Source organism: Pseudomonas sp. LBUM1676 (assembly GCF_059695605.1).
In genome coordinates this window covers 5369424-5384944 of record NZ_CP166777.1, presented here as the reverse complement: position 1 = coordinate 5384944, position 15521 = coordinate 5369424, and the positions used below count along the sequence as shown (strand labels likewise).

Sequence of the window (15521 nt, the reverse complement as noted above, 5' to 3'; positions counted from 1 at the left end):
CAGTGTTAAAAATAAGCGGCGCGCGACTCAGGTCGCGCGCCGTTTTTTTTGCCCTCAGCACTCGTTCCATTTCTGTTTGTGCTTGCCCTTGGAGACGAGGCCTTCGAGTTGGAACACTTCATTTTCGCCCATGGCCCGATAGTGTTTGCGCAAGGCTTCCAGTTGCTTGAGATCCAGCAATTCGAGCCCCAGCATCGCGTTCCGTGCGTCCTTGTTGACCCGCAGCAACTCATCGATCTTCAGGTGCAGGATGTCGGTATCGCGGTTTTGCGTGTTCTGGATCAGGAACACCATGAGGAAGGTGATGATGGTCGTCGAGGTGTTGATAATCAGTTGCCAGGTATCGTTGTAATCGAAAATCGGCCCACTCAGACCCCACAGACCAATCAGAACCAACGCGCTCATGAACGTCTTCGGGCTACCGGACCACAGAGCGAGTTTCTGCGAGATTTTTGCGAATTTCATTGCCGTGTTCCTTATAGGGATGCGCCTGAATTTGTGACAGCGCGGACACGCTGAAAATTCTGCTTACATTTTTCCGTTCGGCAAAATCGGCTGTTCCGAGTAGCAGCGCGTATTGCCTGCGATGCAATCCGGCGCAACCAACTCGCTAATGCGTAGGTCACTACCTGGAATGCCCCACACTCTGGAGAACACCATGAACCTCGTCCGTACGCTTTGCCTTTGCTGCAGCCTGCTCGCGTTGCAAGGCTGTTTCGACAATTCGGATAATGAAACCAAGGACAATACGGATGGCACCAAGTCATCGGTGCAGATGCAGGAGAAGGGGGATAAGTAGAGGTTGCGGGGTAGGGCAGAGCGGGTCGACCGAGGTATCGTAGCGGCTTGCCCATGACCATGCACCGACAGGAGAACGCAATGAGTTGGTCCGCCAGACAATACGTCGCTTTTGAAGATGAACGCACGCGCCCGGCTCGCGACCTGTTGGCGGCGATTCCCGGCACGGACGTGCGTTCGGCCATCGACATCGGTTGCGGCCCCGGCAACTCGACTGAGTTGCTGGTGCAACGCTTCGCCAGTGCCTCGGTACGGGGACTGGACAGTTCATCCGATATGATCGACGCCGCCCGCAAGCGTTTACCGCAGGTGCAATTCGATACGGCTGACATTGATACCTGGAACGATACCGGCCCTTTCGATGTGATCTTCGCCAACGCAGTGTTGCAGTGGCTGCCTGATCACGCGACCTTGTTGCCCGCACTGGCAAGCAAGCTGGCGTCTGGTGGCAGCCTGGCTATCCAGATGCCGGACAACCTCGACGAACCCTCGCATCGCTTGATGCGCGAGGTTGCCGCCAACGGCCCGTGGGCTGCAAAACTGGCGGGAGCTGCCGGGCAGCGAACCGAAATGGAAAGTGCCAGCGGCTATTACTCGATGCTGCGATCTCGCTGCTCACGAGTTGATGTGTGGCGTACCACTTACCATCACCCGCTGGCGGGCGGCGCTTCCGGCGTGGTCGAGTGGTTCAAGGGCAGCGGTTTGCGGCCGTTTCTCGATCCCCTGGATGAGACAGAGCGGGCGCAGTATCTCAAACAATACCAGGCCGCCATCGGGCAGGCTTATCCGGCATTGGAAGATGGCTCGGTACTGCTGCCGTTCCCGCGTCTATTCATCGTCGCAACCCGCTGACACCGCCCCCTGTAGGAGGGAGGCTTGCCCGCGAAGGACGTTAACGATAACGCGTTCCTTCTGAATGAACGCGTTGCCCTTGAGATCTTCGTCGGAACGCCGCCCGGAGCAAGCTCGCTCCTACAAAGGCCATCACGAACCCTCAGAAACTCAGCCTGAGCATCGTCCGCCAGAAGTTTTTAACAGGCGATGCCCGGTGCCTGTCCCAATTGCGCTGCCACCATTCATCCTCGTTTTTCACCTGGGTCTCGATGTCGCTCCCTGTCGTGGCCGCGCCATGCTGCCGGAACAGCATGGGGAACGCGCAATGCTGCTTGATGCGTTTCTTGAAAATCACATCAACGGGCGTGCCGCTGTAGGGCGTGTCCACCAGCAACTGGCAACCTTCACGCGAGAGGATGTAGGCGTGCAGTGCCACCACGCGTCCTCGGGCAATGAACGGGAACCAGGTCAGCCAGGTGCGGCCCATGCTGTAGCCCAGATGCAGGACCTGAAACCGGCGGGTCAGAATGAACCTGTTGATCCAGCGGATAGGCGCAACCTTCAACTCATACGGTGCTACGTCGTCTTCAAAGATCAAAACCCTGTCCAGTCCACGCTCCAGGGCAAGCCTTGCCAGCTCCTGATGCGACTCATAACAGCCGCGAACAGGGTCAGGATTCTTTTCCACGACGTGAAAAGTCACCGGGTTTTTGATCAGGCTTTGCACTGATTGCCGGAACAACTCCCTTCGATCCGAGCGATCCCTGAGGGATATGCAATAAACGTCATCCACCGCAAATTCAATTTTTTCGCTTACTGCCGTAGTCCTTTTTGACACCAACCAACTCCCAAAAAATGTGCCGAAAAGCCTTGGCTAGAGGGCTTTTCTATTTCTAAGAGTCAAATTATGTCAAAACTGATACACCCTCACCAAAGGAACTTGTTACCAGAGGCGACACGGCACAGCAGCCGGGTTTATCCAGTAGTGGACGATGGCTTGGTGCTGCTGCCGTTCCCGCGGTTGTTTACGGTCGCGATTCGCTCATGCAAAAAAGGACAGGTGACACTACAGGTCACCTGTTCTTTTTATTGGTGTGTTATCGCATTAATCGTTGCTTGATCTCGTCAAGACGGTTCCGCATCCATACGTCGCGCCACGACATCCAGAACATCGCAACCATCGCGCAAGGGTATGCAGCAAAGCAGGGCGAAATCACTGAGAATCACCGAATCAGTGGAGATGTCGCCGCGCATCGCGAGGTTTTCCAGGACCTGTGTCACCGCACCAATTCTGTAACGGGCGGTGCTGAGCAGTGAGTGCAGCGGTTGGGTAGTGTTCACATATAGCGAGGGAAGGTCGTCGGCGTTGCTGAATTTCCAGCTCATCGCCTTCAGGCGAATCGATGTCTACCCCCCACAATTGCAAACACAGGCGAGCGCCGCAAGCCCAGTCCGATGGCATCACGCCCCAGAATGCCGGCTTGCAGGGACTTACTGAGGCAAGAAAAACGCTAACAGAAGACCGATCTTATGCGAAAACGATAATTTTCGTAGCTGTGAAAATGTTAATGCTGGATAAAATTTGATACTAAATCCGCGATTTGCGAAAAAAACGTTACCAGGCTTCAGGGTAGGCGCCTACTTGCCGAAGCATTCACTCATCGGCCAGCGGAAAATGGACGAGGGGACGAACGAAATTAAGGGCGATTTATTCTTAAGAAATGAGCTCAATCCCACCAAATTCCAGACACAAAAAAACCGGCCATCAAGGCCGGTTTTTTCTTTACCTGCATCCCCCGTCAAAAAACGACGTGAGACTGAAATTCGATTGGAGCGGGTGAAGGGAATCGAACCCTCGTTATCAGCTTGGGAAGCTGGAGTAATGCCATTATACGACACCCGCTCAGAGCGGCTGACTTTGTACCAGATGTGCGCATGGATTTGAAGTTTTTCTTTGTACGTATTGCATTTAGCACTGGAAATCAAAACCAGGAACCGCGTAACGGTCGTTCGCGGGCAAGCCTCGCTCCTACAGGGATACGTTCAACGTTGTAGGGCGAAGCTCGCTCGCGATGACTCTGTTTCAGATAGCCAGTGCATGGTGGTCCTGGACGTAGTGGTAACGCGGTCGGCTTGCCTGTGGCGCCGGTTTCAGGAAGCCCAGCAGTGCGTTGCGGCTATCCCGGCAGGCAGCTTTGTGCTCCATGTCGAGAAAGTGGCCGGTGGCCTGCAGGGTGCTGAAGGTGGCGTCCTGCACATGGTCGGCGAACAACCGGGCGCCCTCGGCGGCGGTGTACTCGTCCCATTCGCCGTTCATGAACAGCACCGGCACGTTGATTTTCTGCGCAGCCTTGAAGAAGCACTGGCGATCGCTGTGCAGCAGGTCGCTGATGTGGAAGTGCATCTGCCCGTATTCATGATCGGCCAGGCTGCTGACGTGACGATAGTTGAAGCGCTTGAACAGGGTCGGCAGGTGTTTGCCGATGGTGCTGTTCACCAGGTTGCCGACGCGGTCGCCGTCCCGGCTGCCGAGGTAATCGACGCCGCGCTCGAGGTAGTCGAGCATGTGCGAGTTGATCTCCGGGGAGAACGAGCTGATCACGGCTTTTTCGATACGCCGTGGCTGCTGGGCCAGGGCCACCAGGGTTGCGGCGCCACCCCAGGAAAACGACAGCACGTGTTCGGCGGCGAAGTGGTCGATCAGCTCCAGCAGGATCTGCCCTTCGACTTCCTTGGTCAGCAATTTCTCATGCAGGTTGTGGGCTTTTGACTTGCCCGCGTAGGGCTGGTCGTAGCAGACCACATTGAATTGCGGGTGAAGGTTTTTCACGGTTTGTGCAAACGACGCAGTCGTGGCCATCGAGCCGTTGACCAGGATAATGGTCTTCTCTGCGGCGTCTGCGCGATAGAACTCCGTGTAAACCCGGTACTGACCCTGTATATCCAGCACAGCGATTTCTGGCCTCATGTCATAAGACTCCAAGCAAGCGGGTATGCGCGCAAATCAGATTGCACGAGCTTTGTGACAGGTAGGCATGCGCCTGGAATTTGGAGCCCATGTCGATCCAAAACAGTCCGGTCGACGGGTATTGTTATTGGCGGGCAGTCTGCCGGGGGACAGCGGAACCTGAGGGTTCTCGACCAGCAAAAAGTTTCTTAGAAGTATGTTGTGACTCGTCGGTCACATTTCGGCCGACGTCCTGATTCAAGCAGGGGTCACGTCCTCGCGCAAGTATCTTTCGTGAATTGTTCGACAACTTCTGCTGAGCGGTCGCCTGCTTAGATCATTTGGATCTCTTCGGTGCACAATGCGCGGTACTCGCCCGGTTTTAGCGCACTGTCGAGCAGCAGCGGCCCCATGCTTTCGCGGTGCAGGCGCAACACTTTGTTGTCGAAGTGGCCGAACATGCGCTTCACCTGGTGATAACGGCCTTCGACGATGCTCAACCGTGCCGATTTCGGCCCGAGCACCACCAGTTCGGCGGGTTGGGTGGTGAGGTCTTCGAAAGCGAAGTAAAGGCCCCTGGTGAATGTGAGCGCGTACTCGGGACCAATGGCCTGCTCGGTCTCGACGTAATAGACCTTGGGCAGTTTGGTCTGCGGTTGGGTCAGGCGTCGCGACCAGCTGCCGTCGTTGGTGATCAGCATCAGACCGGTGGTGTTGTAATCCAGGCGACCGGCGATGTGCAGCTCGTGCTTGTCCGGTTCATGGATCAGGTCGAGTACGGTCGGGTGTTGTGGATCGCGGGTGGCGCTGACGCAGCCGGCTGGCTTGTGCAGCATGAAGTAGCGAGCGGGTTTGCCGACTTGCAATACTTGCTCATCGACCTCGACGCGGCTGAACTCCGAGACCTCGGCGTGAGTGTCGCTGATGATTTTTCCGTCGATCCTGACGCGCTTTTCCACCAGCAACAGGCGCACTTGCTGACGGTTGAAGCGGGGCAGGTTGCTGAGGAAACGGTCAACGCGCATGACTGGAGATCGGTGTGAAAAGGGTCGCGCATCTTACGTGATTGGCCGCGCGGTTGCTTACAACTGCACCTCGACCTGAGCGCAGCGTGGGCACAGGCAGGACTTGTCGCGCAGTTCAGGCGGCAGCGCTTCGAGCACCGCCGGGTCGATGCTGACGCCGTAGCACCAGCAGGCCCGATCGGCGGTTCGAGGGTCGGCCAGGGTGCAGTCGTTGGAGGCGCCGCAGGCCGGGCAGAATTCTGGCTTGTTCATGTAGGACTATGCATAACTGGAGTGAGGCATTTCCACGCAGGTGCGGTTACGACCGGAATGCTTGGCACGATACATCGCTTGATCGGCCCGCGACAGTAGCGTGTGCAAGGTGTCATCCGCTTGCAGGGTGGTCAGGCCAATGCTCACCGTCAGGCGCAGTTGCTTATCGTTATAGGCATAACGCTGTTCTTCGACATGCCGGCGGATCTTCTCGGCGATCATCTTGCCGGTGTGACCGTCGGTGTCCTTGAGCAACACGATGAATTCTTCACCGCCCCAGCGGCAGACGATGTCGGAGTGCCGCAGGCAACTCTCCAGGTCCCGTGCGAAGCCGATCAGCACCTGATCGCCGGCCAGATGGCCGTAGGTGTCGTTCAAGGCCTTGAAGTGGTCCAGATCCAGCAACAGCGCGGTCATTGGCCTGGGCTCGCGCCGGGCTTCGTGCATGGCTTGCGCGGCCAGCAGGTCGAAGCCGCGACGGTTTGGCAGTTCAGTCAGGCTGTCGAGGGTTGCCTGAGTCTGGATTTTGCCCTGATAGCGCTTGATCACCCGGTTGAGCAGGGCCAGCACGGTTAGGGTGACGATCAGGCAGATCAGCAGGTTGAGGTACAGCGACTGGCGAATCTCGTTGAGGGCGCCATCTTCGCGTTTGTCGACGAACAAATACCAGTTCAGCTCCGGAATAAAGCGCACGTTGAGGAAATGGCCCTGGCCCTGGACGGAGTATTCGTAACTGCCGCTGTGGGGTTTGGGCAGTTGGCTGACCAGGCTTTTCATGCTGTCGAGTTCGCCGAGGGTCTGCCCGACCCGTGCGCCTTGGGGGCCGCCTTCGGCGCCGGTAAGCACCAGGCGCCCGAAGGTGTCGACGAAATACACGCTGCGCTGGTAGCGCTGCTGGTACTTGTCGATCAGCTTGATCACCGCATCGACCGTCAGGCCGACACCCGCCGCGCCGATGAAGCGGTTGTTGTAGTCGTAGACCTTGTAGTTGATGAAGAAGGTCAGGTTGTCCTTGTTGGCAAGGTCCGGGTCGACGTTGATCTCGTAGGGGGCGGCCATGTCGCGTACGCGGAAATACCAGGCGTCGCGGGGCTCATCGACCTTGACCTGCTTGAGCACACCTTTGGCGTGGTAGTAGGTCAGTGTGCCGTTGGAGACGAAAAACGCGGTGTAGGCGCCGTAGTGGGTCATGACCTCGTCGAGGTAGCGAGTCATCTGCCCGGGGTCGTTTTCGCCGTTGACCACCCAGTCCCGCATGAAGGTGTCGCGGGACATCATCGAGGAAATCAGGATCGGTCTGACCAGGTCTTTCTGGATTTCCGAATAGACCGTGTCCGACGTCAGCGGCAATTCGGTATTGACGATGCTGTCGCGGATCGACGCCCGCGAGGCGTAGTAGCTGAGGAAGGAAGTGGCCAGGAATCCTGCGCCCAGCAATGCAATCAGCGTGAGCACCAACGAACGTTGCGAATACAGCGGCGAGCGAAGCGGCATGACGATTCCGTTGCAGTAATCCGATGGCAAGTATTCTAGTGGCACTTTGGGGAAATAACTGCGGGATTTGTGGGGTGAATCGGCACGGATCAGGGACGATGGCGCCTGGACCGACGCCTTCGTCGGAACGCCGCCCGGAGCAAGCCCGCTCCCACAAGGTCCGCGCAATACCTGTGGGAGCGGCGGTGCGGCGATCCGACTTGCTCGCGAATCGGGAGATCAACGCCGATCTTTCAGATAAGCCCTCCACCCGCCCAGGTGACTGATATCCACCGCCTCCTCCAACCCATACGCCTCGCAGATAAAACCGCTCTCCCAACGCCCGTCCGCCAGTTGCACCTTGCCCAGTCCCAGCGGTGCCGGAATCCCGGTCAGGAACGAACCCAACTCACTGCTCGGCAATTCCCAGACTTCCACTGCGATTGCGACACCACCTTCCTTCACTCGAACCATGCCGGGGCGCAGTGGTGGACCGCCGGCCAGCGCGTAAAGCTGATAGTCGGGAGAGCTCTGAGTGGCTTCAACCAACCGAGCCCCGCGCCGCTTCAATTGCCAGTTCAACGCCAATCCATCCAGATGCGCACCACACACCACCAACCGCGCACGATCATTGCGCGCGACAGTCGTCGGTGCAGGGATCGCCAAACCTTGCTGACGCTGCAGCGTATCCGCCACCCCCAACAAATACTGATCGGTAAATGCCCGGCCAAACAACGTCACGCCCCACGGCAGGCCATTGCCCATAAAGCCGCTGGGCACGGCGACGGCGGCGTAATCGAGCAGGTTCATGAAGTTGGTGTAGTAGCCCAGTTCCGAGTTGCGCACTACCGGTTCGGCCGCCAGTTCCGCCAGTGTCACCGGGCGGCCGAGGGTGGGGGTGAGCACGCAATCGAGTCCTTCCAGCGCCTGGTCGCACTGCGCCTTCAAGGCTTGCAGGCGATACTGGGCACGGAAGGTTTGCACGCCGCTCACTGCGGGCGCCTTGGCCAGTACCGCGCGAATCACCGGCAGCACGGCTTCGGGGTTTTGCTCCATCAACTTGCCGGCCACGCTGTAGCGCTCGGCCACCCACGGCCCTTCGTAGAGCAGGCGTGCCGCTTCCAGGAATGGCGATAAATCCAGCTCCACGGCATCACCGCCCAACGCCTTGAGCTGATCGATGGCATCGCTGAACAACAGCGGTCCCTCAGGGCAACCGAAGAACTCCAGGTCCTGTGTACGCGGCACGCCGAAACGGAAGGCCCGCGGTGTGCCGAACGCCGAGCCGTCATTCCACAGCGGGTTTGTGCGGCTGTATTCATCCCGCGGGTCGAGGTGGGCGGTGAGCGCCAGCAACTGACTGGCTTCCCGGGCAGTGGCGGTAAAGGTCGTGACGCAATCGAGCGTGCGGCAGGCCGGCACCACGCCCGCCGTGGAGATCAACCCCTTGGTGGCTTTCAGCCCGACCAGATTATTCAAGGCCGCCGGTACTCGCCCGGAACCTGCCGTATCGGTGCCCAGGGAAAAACTCGCCACCCCAAGCGCCACCGCCAGCGAAGAACCGGCGCTGGAACCGCCCGACGGATATTCCGGCAACACGCTGTTGGGACATGCGCCATAAGGCGAGCGACTGCCGTTGAGGCCAGTGGCGAACTGATCGAGGTTGGTCTTGCCCAGCGGAATCGCCCCCAGCGCCAGCAGCTGCTCGACGATGGTCGCCGAACGCTGCGGCACATAAGCAAACGCCGGGCACGCCGCCGTGGTCGCAATGCCCGCCAGGTCGATGTTGTCCTTGATCGCGAACGGCACGCCGTACAATGGCAGGTCGTCGAGATCGCGACCGTCGAGAGCCGCGAGGTACGGTTCCAGTTCTTCAACACTGAGCAGGTGGATGAACAGGTGGTAGTCCGGGTTAAGCGCCGCGGCTTTTTCGCGCAGGCTCAGCAGCAATTGACGGGGCGTGATGTTGCCCACGCGATAAGCGTTGCGCAGGGCATCGAGTTGCAGATTGATGTTCATGGGTTTAATCCTTTTAAAAATGGGTTCACTCGAGTTCCAGCACCACGATGCGCTGTCCGGCGCGCACCGCCGACCCCGGCTGCACGCGAATCTCGCGCACCACGCCGGCCACGGGGGCGAGCAGGGGGATTTCCATCTTCATCGATTCCAGAATCACCAGTACATCACCGGCGGCGACCCGGCTGCCGGCCTCCACCTGGACCTGCCAGAGGTTGCCGGCGATGTGGCTGTCGACGCTCTGTTGACCGCTGGCCAGCGGTGCGTCTTCGGTGGCTTCCGGCGCCGCTTCTTCGCTGTCGAAATGCGCCTGGCCGCTGGCGTTCCAACGCTCGCGTTCGGCGTTGAACGCGCCCTGTTGCTGGTCGCGAAACGCGGCAATGGTCTCGGCTTCTTTGGTCAGGAACGCCTGGTAATCGGCCAGATTCAACTGGCTGTGCTCGATGTTCAGATCGAAACGCCCGAGGGGGAAATCCCGTCGAATGCGCAGCAGCTCATCGGCGCTGACCGGGTAGAAGCGGATCTGATCGAAGAAACGCAGCAGCCAGGGTTTGCCATCGAACGCCGCGACCTCACGGTAACGGTTCCACATCTGCAAGGTACGCCCGACGAACTGATAACCGCCGGGGCCTTCCATGCCGTACACGCACATGTAGGCGCCGCCGATGCCCACCGAGTTTTCCGCGGTCCAGGTTCGGGCCGGGTTGTACTTGGTGGTCACCAGGCGATGCCGCGGGTCGAGCGGGGTGGCGACCGGCGCGCCGAGGTAGACGTCGCCCAGGCCCATCACCAGGTAGCTGGCGTCGAATACCGTGCGCTGCACTTCGTCGAGGTTCGGCAGGTCGTTGATGCGACGGATGAACTCCAGATTGCTCGGGCACCATGGAGCGTCCTTGCGCACGGTGGTCATGTATTTCTCGATCGCCAGCTGACAGGCCGGATCGTCCCAGGACAGCGGCAGGTGGACGATGCGCGAGGGCACTTGCAGGTCCCGGGCGGCGCACACGGCATCCCATTCACCGGCGACGATGCCGAGCAGGTCGGCCAGTGGCAGTTGTTCCGGCTGGTAGTGCACTTGCAGCGAGCGGATGCCCGGGGTCAGGTCGATGACGCCGTGGAGGTGTTTGCTTTCCAGGGCTTGCATGAGGGCGTGGGCGCGGAAGCGCAGGACGAGGTCCAACTCGGGGGCTCCGATTTCCAGCAGCAGGTGCGTATCGCCTGACAGTCTCGCTACCAGCCGCGTAACGTCCTGACCAATATCCAACATCACCGGCGACACAAACCCCTGTGGGAGCGAGCTTGCTCGCGATAGCTTTGTGTCAGTCACATCAATGCTGGATGTGCCGCCGTCATCGCGAGCAAGCTCGCTCCCACAGTGATTCCATTTCAAGGCCAAGTGGCGGGCGGTCCTGAGATTGACGGGGAAAAATTGCAACTTGTCCCCGGCCTTGAGTTGCCCCAGCTGCCAGAGATCCGCCTCGATCACCGTCACCGGGCACACGAACCCTCCCAGGCTCGGGCCGTCGGGGCCGAGGATTACCGGCATGTCCCCGGTGAAATCCACCGCGCCAATGGCATACGGGTTGTCATGGATATTCGACGGATGCAGTCCCGCCTCACCGCCGTCGGCCCGCACCCATTCCGGCTTCGGTCCTATCAGTCGTACGCCGGTGCGGCTGGAGTTGAAATGCACTTCCCATTGGGTGGCGAAGAAGGTGCCGATGTAGTTTTCGGTAAAGTATTCCGGTGCGCCGTGAGGGCCGTAGATCACGCGGATGTGTCGCACGGCAGGCAACTCGGCGAGCTGTTCTTCAGGCAGTTGCAGGCCGGTATGGCGATCGCCCAACGCCGGGACATGCAACACATCCCCGGCTCGCAACGCTCGGCCACCATGGCCACCGAACTGCCCCAGGGTGAAGGTGCTTTTACTGCCCAGATAATCCGGCACTTGCAGACCGCCGCGCAGGCACAGATAGCTGCGAGCACCAGCGCCGGCAATCGTGCCGAGGCTCAGGGTGGCGCCCGCCGGAACCAGCAGCGCCGTGTTCATCGCTACGATTTCACCGTTCAACGTCAGTGGAATCACCGCCCCGGTCACCGCCACCACCGCATCGCAATTGAAACGCAGCAAGGGGCCGCTCATGGTGATTTCCAGCGCCGCCGCACCTTCGTCATTACCCAGCAAAAGGTTGCCCAGGCGCAACGCGCGACTGTCCATCGGACCCGATGGCGGCACGCCCACCGCCCAGTAACCGAGGCGGCCGGGATAATCCTGGACGCTGGTCTGGGTGCCGGCGCTGAGCACTTCGAAGGTGTTGGCCTGATAGACCAGACCTTCGAGGCAGCGGGTCCATGGCTGACCACTGGCAAAAGGCGCATCGAGCAGAATCTGCCGCAGGTAATCACGATTGGTTTCCACCCCGTAGAGCAAGCTGTCGGCCAATGCCTGGTGCAGGTCGGCGCGGGCCTGTTCGCGGGTCGGCGCCCAGCTGATGACCTTGGCGATCATCGGATCGAAGTACGGCGGGATCTCGCAACCGGCTTCGACCCAGGTGTCGATCCGCAGATGCTTGCCATCGGCGGCGGGAAAATTCACGGCCGTGAGCAGGCCGGGGCTCGGTTGAAAATCCCGTCCCGGATCCTCGGCATAGAGCCGCGCCTGAATCGCATGACCGTCGGCTTTCAATCCTTGGCTCAACTCACTTAACGGCGGTAGATCACCGGCCGCCAGTTGCACCATCCAGCGCACCAGATCCACGCCCCACACTTGCTCGGTGACTCCGTGCTCCACTTGCAAGCGGGTGTTCACTTCCAGAAAGTAAAAGCGCTGGTCTTCACTGTCGAAGACGAATTCCACGGTCCCGGCGCTGCGATACTTCACCGCTTTCGCCAGTTTGATCGCCGCCGCGCAAAGCGCTTCGTCCATGCCCTCGGGCAAGTTCGGTGCCGGGGTTTCTTCGAGGACTTTCTGGTTGCGACGCTGCACCGAACAATCGCGCACGCCAAGGGCAATGACGTCGCCCTGGCCATCGCCGAACACTTGGACTTCCAGGTGCCGGGCGCGCTGGATGTACTTCTCGATGAACACCCCGGCGTCGCTGAAATTGTTCTGGCCGAGGCGCTTGACCGCTTCGAAGGATTCGCTCAATTCGGCTGCGCTGCGGCACACACGCATGCCGATGCCGCCACCACCGGCGGTGCTCTTGAGCATCACCGGGTAGCCGACCTGTTCCCCCGCGATCAAGGCGGCGTCGAGGCTGTCGAGCAGTTCGCTGCCTTCGAGCATCGGCACGCCGTGTTGCCTGGCCAGAGCTCGGGCGGTGTGCTTCAGGCCAAAGACCCGCAGCTGTTCCGGGGTCGGGCCGATGAAGGCGATGTCGGCGGCTTCGCAGGCTTCGGCGAACGCGGCGTTTTCCGAGAGGAAGCCATAGCCGGGATGAATCGCCGTGGCGCCGGTGGCTTTGGCGATGGCGAGAATCTTGACGACCATCAGATAGGTGCTGGTGGCGGCGCCGTCACCCAGGCTGTGGGCTTCATCGGCCTGCAGGATATGCAGGCTGGCGGCATCGGCTTCGGAGTAGACGGCGACACCCTGGACCTGCAACTCACCCAAGGTGCGCAGGATGCGGCAGGCAATGGCGCCGCGGTTGGCAATCAGGACTTTTTCGAACATGGCATAACCCCCGGAGGCGATAACGCATCAGCCTCGACCTGGGATGCGGGCCGTCCCGCAGTTTTTCGATGAGCGCCGGGGTCGTCCCCGGCGGCAGAATCACTTTTCTTCAGAACACCGCGGACCCCTTGTGGGAGCGAGCTTGCTCGCGATTGCGGTGTGTCAGTCGACGCCAATGTTGAATGTGCTGACGTCATCGCGAGCAAGCTCGCTCCCACAGGGTCTAGTGGTGTCTGGATGATTTGAGGCATTGGCTTGAACGGGCCTGGCACAGGGCAAACAACCAGCGGCGCAAACGAGCAAATTTCAGTTCCATACCAACACCTCCGCCGGCGTAGGGTTGTAGGCATTGCACGGATTATTCAATTGCGGGCAGTTGGAGATCAGCACGATCACGTCCATCTCGGCCCGCAGGTCGACGTACTTGCCCGGCGCCGAGATGCCATCTTCAAAGGTCAGCCCGCCATCAGCGGTGACCGGTACGTTCATGAAGAAATTGATGTTGGGGCCGATGTCGCCCTTGCCCAGTCGCCCATCGTGGACGCAGGCGCGTAGATAGTTGTCGCGGCAGCTGTGCATGTAGCGTTTCTCCAGCGCATAACGCACGGTGTTGCTCTCCTGGGCGCAGGCGCCGCCGAGGGTGTCGTGACGGCCGCAGGTGTCGGCGACGATGGTCAGCATCGGTTGGCCGAGGTTGGAATAGAGCACGCTGCCGGTGCTCAGGTAGACGCTGTTCTGCCGGCGCAAGGTGCGCTGCACGTCATAACGTTCCCTTGGGTTGGCGACGCTGTAGAACAGGGTGTCGACCGCCTGGTTGCCTTCCAGGTCGAGGATGCGCAGGGTCTGGCCGGCCTTGACCTCCATCAGCCAGGGTTCGCCAGCCGGGATGGTGGCTCGGTAGACGGCATTTTCAGGCCGCTGGTGAGTGGTAGCGATAGCAAGTGACATGGCAGCGATCCTCAGGCGAACAGGCGGTCGGTGTTGATGAAGCCGCGCTCGTTTTCCGGGCGCGAGGTGCGGCAGTGTTCGGCGACGCTGGCGTCGGCGTTCATCCAGCTGAGCTTCAGGGGTTTGGGGGCGTATTCCAGCGAAGGGTCCATTGGATGTTGCAGCGCGGTGAGCACCACCAGCGTGTCCATTGGCGCATACAACTCGATGTAATCGCCGGCTTTGGAGTTGCCTTCGACGAAGTGGAAACTTCCGGCCTCATCGACGTTCACCCGGCTGAACAGGTTGAGCGTCATCAACAGATCGGACAGGCCCAGCCCCCACTTGCCCAGCTCCACCAGCAGGTTGTCGGTGCCGTTGCGGAAGAAGCCGTTGCGCAGTTCCTGATAGCGGCCCTGGCCGTATTTTTGCGCGACCTCTTCAGCGCAGAGCACACCGCCGAGGCTGTCGCTCCAGCCGCAGGTGTCCGCAGTGATGGCAGCCAGAACCCGGCCCATGTCCGAGTACAGGCAATGGCCCGTGGTCAGCTTGGCGGTGTGTTGGCATTTGAGGCTGTCGGGCAGGTTCAGGCGTTCGGTTTTTTCATTGGCGTTGAGCAGCGTCAGGCTGACGTTGGCGCCGCCGCGCAGGTCGGTCAGGCGCAGCAGTTGGCCGCGCTTGAGCACGAATGAGCGATGGCCGCCGCCGGGCAGCATTTCTTCGGCAAAGGGCGGGAACAGTTGGGTCGAATCGGTCATTTGCAGATTCCTCTAAGCAATACGAAGCGTGCCTGCCAACGGTGCCGGCAGGGCGTCGACGGCAGCGCGATGGGCGCGGCGGTCGCTGTTCAAAGGGATGTCATAGGTGATGCGTGCGCCGTAAGCGCCGGGGGCGTGCGGGTCGACGCGGACCTTGTCGAACACCAGCAGGCGTGTGCCGAGGCTGAAGCCTTCGGACAGGTCGTGGGTGACCATGAACACCGTCAGTTGCGTCTCGCGCCACAACTCCAGCAGCAGGCCGTGCATGTCCTTGCGGATGCCCGGATCCAACGCACCGAAGGGTTCGTCGAGCAGCAACACCCGGGGTTTCATGATCAGCGCCTGGGCGATGGCCAGCCGTTGCTGCATGCCGCCCGACAGCTGCGCCGGGAACCTGTCCAGCGAGTGGCCGAGGCCGACTTTGTGCAGCAGCACCGAAGCCTGGTCCCGGGCATCTTTTTTAGCGCTGCCGAACAAACGTCCGAGCAGTGGCGAACGTGGCAATTCGAGACCGAGGGTGACGTTGTCCAGCACGGTCAGGTGCGGGAACACGGAATAGCGCTGGAACACCACGCCACGGCTGGCATCCGGCTCGCCAGCGAGGGGCTGGCCGTCCAACACGATCTCGCCGCGACTGGCGCGTTCCTGGCCAAGCAACAGGCGCAGGAAGGTCGATTTGCCGCAACCGGAAGCGCCGACCAGGGTGCAGAATTCGCCCTCGTTGACGTTCAGGTTCAGCCCTTCGAGCACCACCTGATCGGCGTATTGCTGCCAGACGTTTTTCACCGTGATAAAGCTCATGCCCGCGCTCCTTCAGA

At 60.3% G+C, this 15521-nt stretch carries 14 protein-coding genes and 1 tRNA gene; 2 read left to right on the top strand and 13 right to left on the bottom strand.

Annotated elements, in window-relative coordinates:
• Window positions 1-54 precede the first annotated feature (54 nt).
• On the bottom strand, window positions 55-465 hold the full coding sequence (locus ACA041_RS24880) for a low affinity iron permease family protein (protein WP_497438263.1): 411 nt from the start codon (window positions 463-465) through the stop codon (window positions 55-57).
• A 193-nt stretch (window positions 466-658) separates the two neighbouring features.
• Here ACA041_RS24880 and ACA041_RS24875 point away from each other — a divergent pair, with 193 nt between their 5' ends.
• Together ACA041_RS24875 and tam are read left to right on the top strand one after the other, a co-directional pair.
• Window positions 659-799, top strand: coding sequence for a hypothetical protein (locus ACA041_RS24875; protein ID WP_497438262.1), 141 nt, complete (start codon window positions 659-661; stop codon window positions 797-799).
• A gap of 80 nt (window positions 800-879) precedes the next feature.
• Window positions 880-1650 (top strand): trans-aconitate 2-methyltransferase, encoded by a 771-nt coding sequence (gene tam / locus ACA041_RS24870; RefSeq protein ID WP_497438261.1) that lies wholly within the window; start codon window positions 880-882, stop codon window positions 1648-1650.
• Window positions 1651-1792: 142 nt separating this feature from the next.
• Here the strand turns inward: tam and ACA041_RS24865 are convergent, their stop codons facing one another.
• From ACA041_RS24865 to ACA041_RS24810, 12 genes are all read right to left on the bottom strand, one after another.
• Entirely contained in the window at window positions 1793-2470 is a 678-nt protein-coding gene (locus tag ACA041_RS24865) for a glycosyltransferase family 25 protein (RefSeq protein ID WP_497438260.1), read from the bottom strand.
• Between the two features lie 287 nt (window positions 2471-2757).
• Entirely contained in the window at window positions 2758-3018 is a 261-nt protein-coding gene (locus ACA041_RS24860) for a short-chain dehydrogenase (protein WP_497438259.1), read from the bottom strand.
• Window positions 3019-3461: 443 nt separating this feature from the next.
• Window positions 3462-3535 (bottom strand) — tRNA-Gly (locus ACA041_RS24855).
• A gap of 180 nt (window positions 3536-3715) precedes the next feature.
• Window positions 3716-4600: an alpha/beta fold hydrolase gene (locus tag ACA041_RS24850; protein ID WP_497438258.1), complete on the bottom strand. Its 885-nt coding sequence runs from the start codon at window positions 4598-4600 to the stop codon at window positions 3716-3718.
• A 311-nt stretch (window positions 4601-4911) separates the two neighbouring features.
• Window positions 4912-5604: a pseudouridine synthase gene (locus tag ACA041_RS24845; protein WP_497438257.1), complete on the bottom strand. Its 693-nt coding sequence runs from the start codon at window positions 5602-5604 to the stop codon at window positions 4912-4914.
• 57 nt (window positions 5605-5661) lie between these two features.
• A complete protein-coding gene (locus ACA041_RS24840; RefSeq protein ID WP_497438256.1) occupies window positions 5662-5856 on the bottom strand; it encodes a cysteine-rich CWC family protein in 195 nt (64 codons plus the stop codon).
• A gap of 6 nt (window positions 5857-5862) precedes the next feature.
• Window positions 5863-7350, bottom strand: a complete 1488-nt coding sequence (locus ACA041_RS24835; RefSeq protein WP_497438255.1) for a sensor domain-containing diguanylate cyclase — start codon at window positions 7348-7350, stop codon at window positions 5863-5865.
• A 219-nt stretch (window positions 7351-7569) separates the two neighbouring features.
• On the bottom strand, window positions 7570-9348 hold the full coding sequence (gene atzF, locus ACA041_RS24830) for an allophanate hydrolase (protein ID WP_497438254.1): 1779 nt from the start codon (window positions 9346-9348) through the stop codon (window positions 7570-7572).
• Between the two features lie 25 nt (window positions 9349-9373).
• The gene (uca, locus tag ACA041_RS24825) at window positions 9374-13018 is read right to left on the bottom strand and encodes an urea carboxylase (protein WP_497438252.1); all 3645 of its coding nucleotides are present in this window, start codon (window positions 13016-13018) and stop codon (window positions 9374-9376) included.
• A 306-nt stretch (window positions 13019-13324) separates the two neighbouring features.
• A complete protein-coding gene (locus tag ACA041_RS24820) occupies window positions 13325-13966 on the bottom strand; it encodes an urea amidolyase associated protein UAAP2 (protein ID WP_497438251.1) in 642 nt (213 codons plus the stop codon).
• Window positions 13967-13977: 11 nt separating this feature from the next.
• Window positions 13978-14703: an urea amidolyase associated protein UAAP1 gene (locus ACA041_RS24815; protein WP_497438250.1), complete on the bottom strand. Its 726-nt coding sequence runs from the start codon at window positions 14701-14703 to the stop codon at window positions 13978-13980.
• 12 nt (window positions 14704-14715) lie between these two features.
• Window positions 14716-15504 (bottom strand): ABC transporter ATP-binding protein, encoded by a 789-nt coding sequence (locus tag ACA041_RS24810; protein ID WP_497438249.1) that lies wholly within the window; start codon window positions 15502-15504, stop codon window positions 14716-14718.
• Window positions 15505-15521 lie beyond the last annotated feature (17 nt).

Bases quoted from the DNA above. Each gene is read 5' to 3' on its own strand.
- ACA041_RS24860 (WP_497438259.1), bottom strand. From the start codon at position 3,018: ATGAGCTGGAAATTCAGCAACGCCGACGACCTTCCCTCGCTATATGTG.
- uca (WP_497438252.1), bottom strand. From the start codon at position 13,018: ATGTTCGAAAAAGTCCTGATTGCCAACCGCGGCGCCATTGCCTGCCGC.
- ACA041_RS24840 (WP_497438256.1), bottom strand. From the start codon at position 5,856: ATGAACAAGCCAGAATTCTGCCCGGCCTGCGGCGCCTCCAACGACTGC.
- ACA041_RS24820 (WP_497438251.1), bottom strand. From the start codon at position 13,966: ATGTCACTTGCTATCGCTACCACTCACCAGCGGCCTGAAAATGCCGTC.
- ACA041_RS24815 (WP_497438250.1), bottom strand. From the start codon at position 14,703: ATGACCGATTCGACCCAACTGTTCCCGCCCTTTGCCGAAGAAATGCTG.
- atzF (WP_497438254.1), bottom strand. From the start codon at position 9,348: ATGAACATCAATCTGCAACTCGATGCCCTGCGCAACGCTTATCGCGTG.
- ACA041_RS24850 (WP_497438258.1), bottom strand. From the start codon at position 4,600: ATGAGGCCAGAAATCGCTGTGCTGGATATACAGGGTCAGTACCGGGTT.
- ACA041_RS24875 (WP_497438262.1), top strand. From the start codon at position 659: ATGAACCTCGTCCGTACGCTTTGCCTTTGCTGCAGCCTGCTCGCGTTG.
- ACA041_RS24880 (WP_497438263.1), bottom strand. From the start codon at position 465: ATGAAATTCGCAAAAATCTCGCAGAAACTCGCTCTGTGGTCCGGTAGC.
- ACA041_RS24845 (WP_497438257.1), bottom strand. From the start codon at position 5,604: ATGCGCGTTGACCGTTTCCTCAGCAACCTGCCCCGCTTCAACCGTCAG.
- tam (WP_497438261.1), top strand. From the start codon at position 880: ATGAGTTGGTCCGCCAGACAATACGTCGCTTTTGAAGATGAACGCACG.
- ACA041_RS24810 (WP_497438249.1), bottom strand. From the start codon at position 15,504: ATGAGCTTTATCACGGTGAAAAACGTCTGGCAGCAATACGCCGATCAG.
- ACA041_RS24835 (WP_497438255.1), bottom strand. From the start codon at position 7,350: ATGCCGCTTCGCTCGCCGCTGTATTCGCAACGTTCGTTGGTGCTCACG.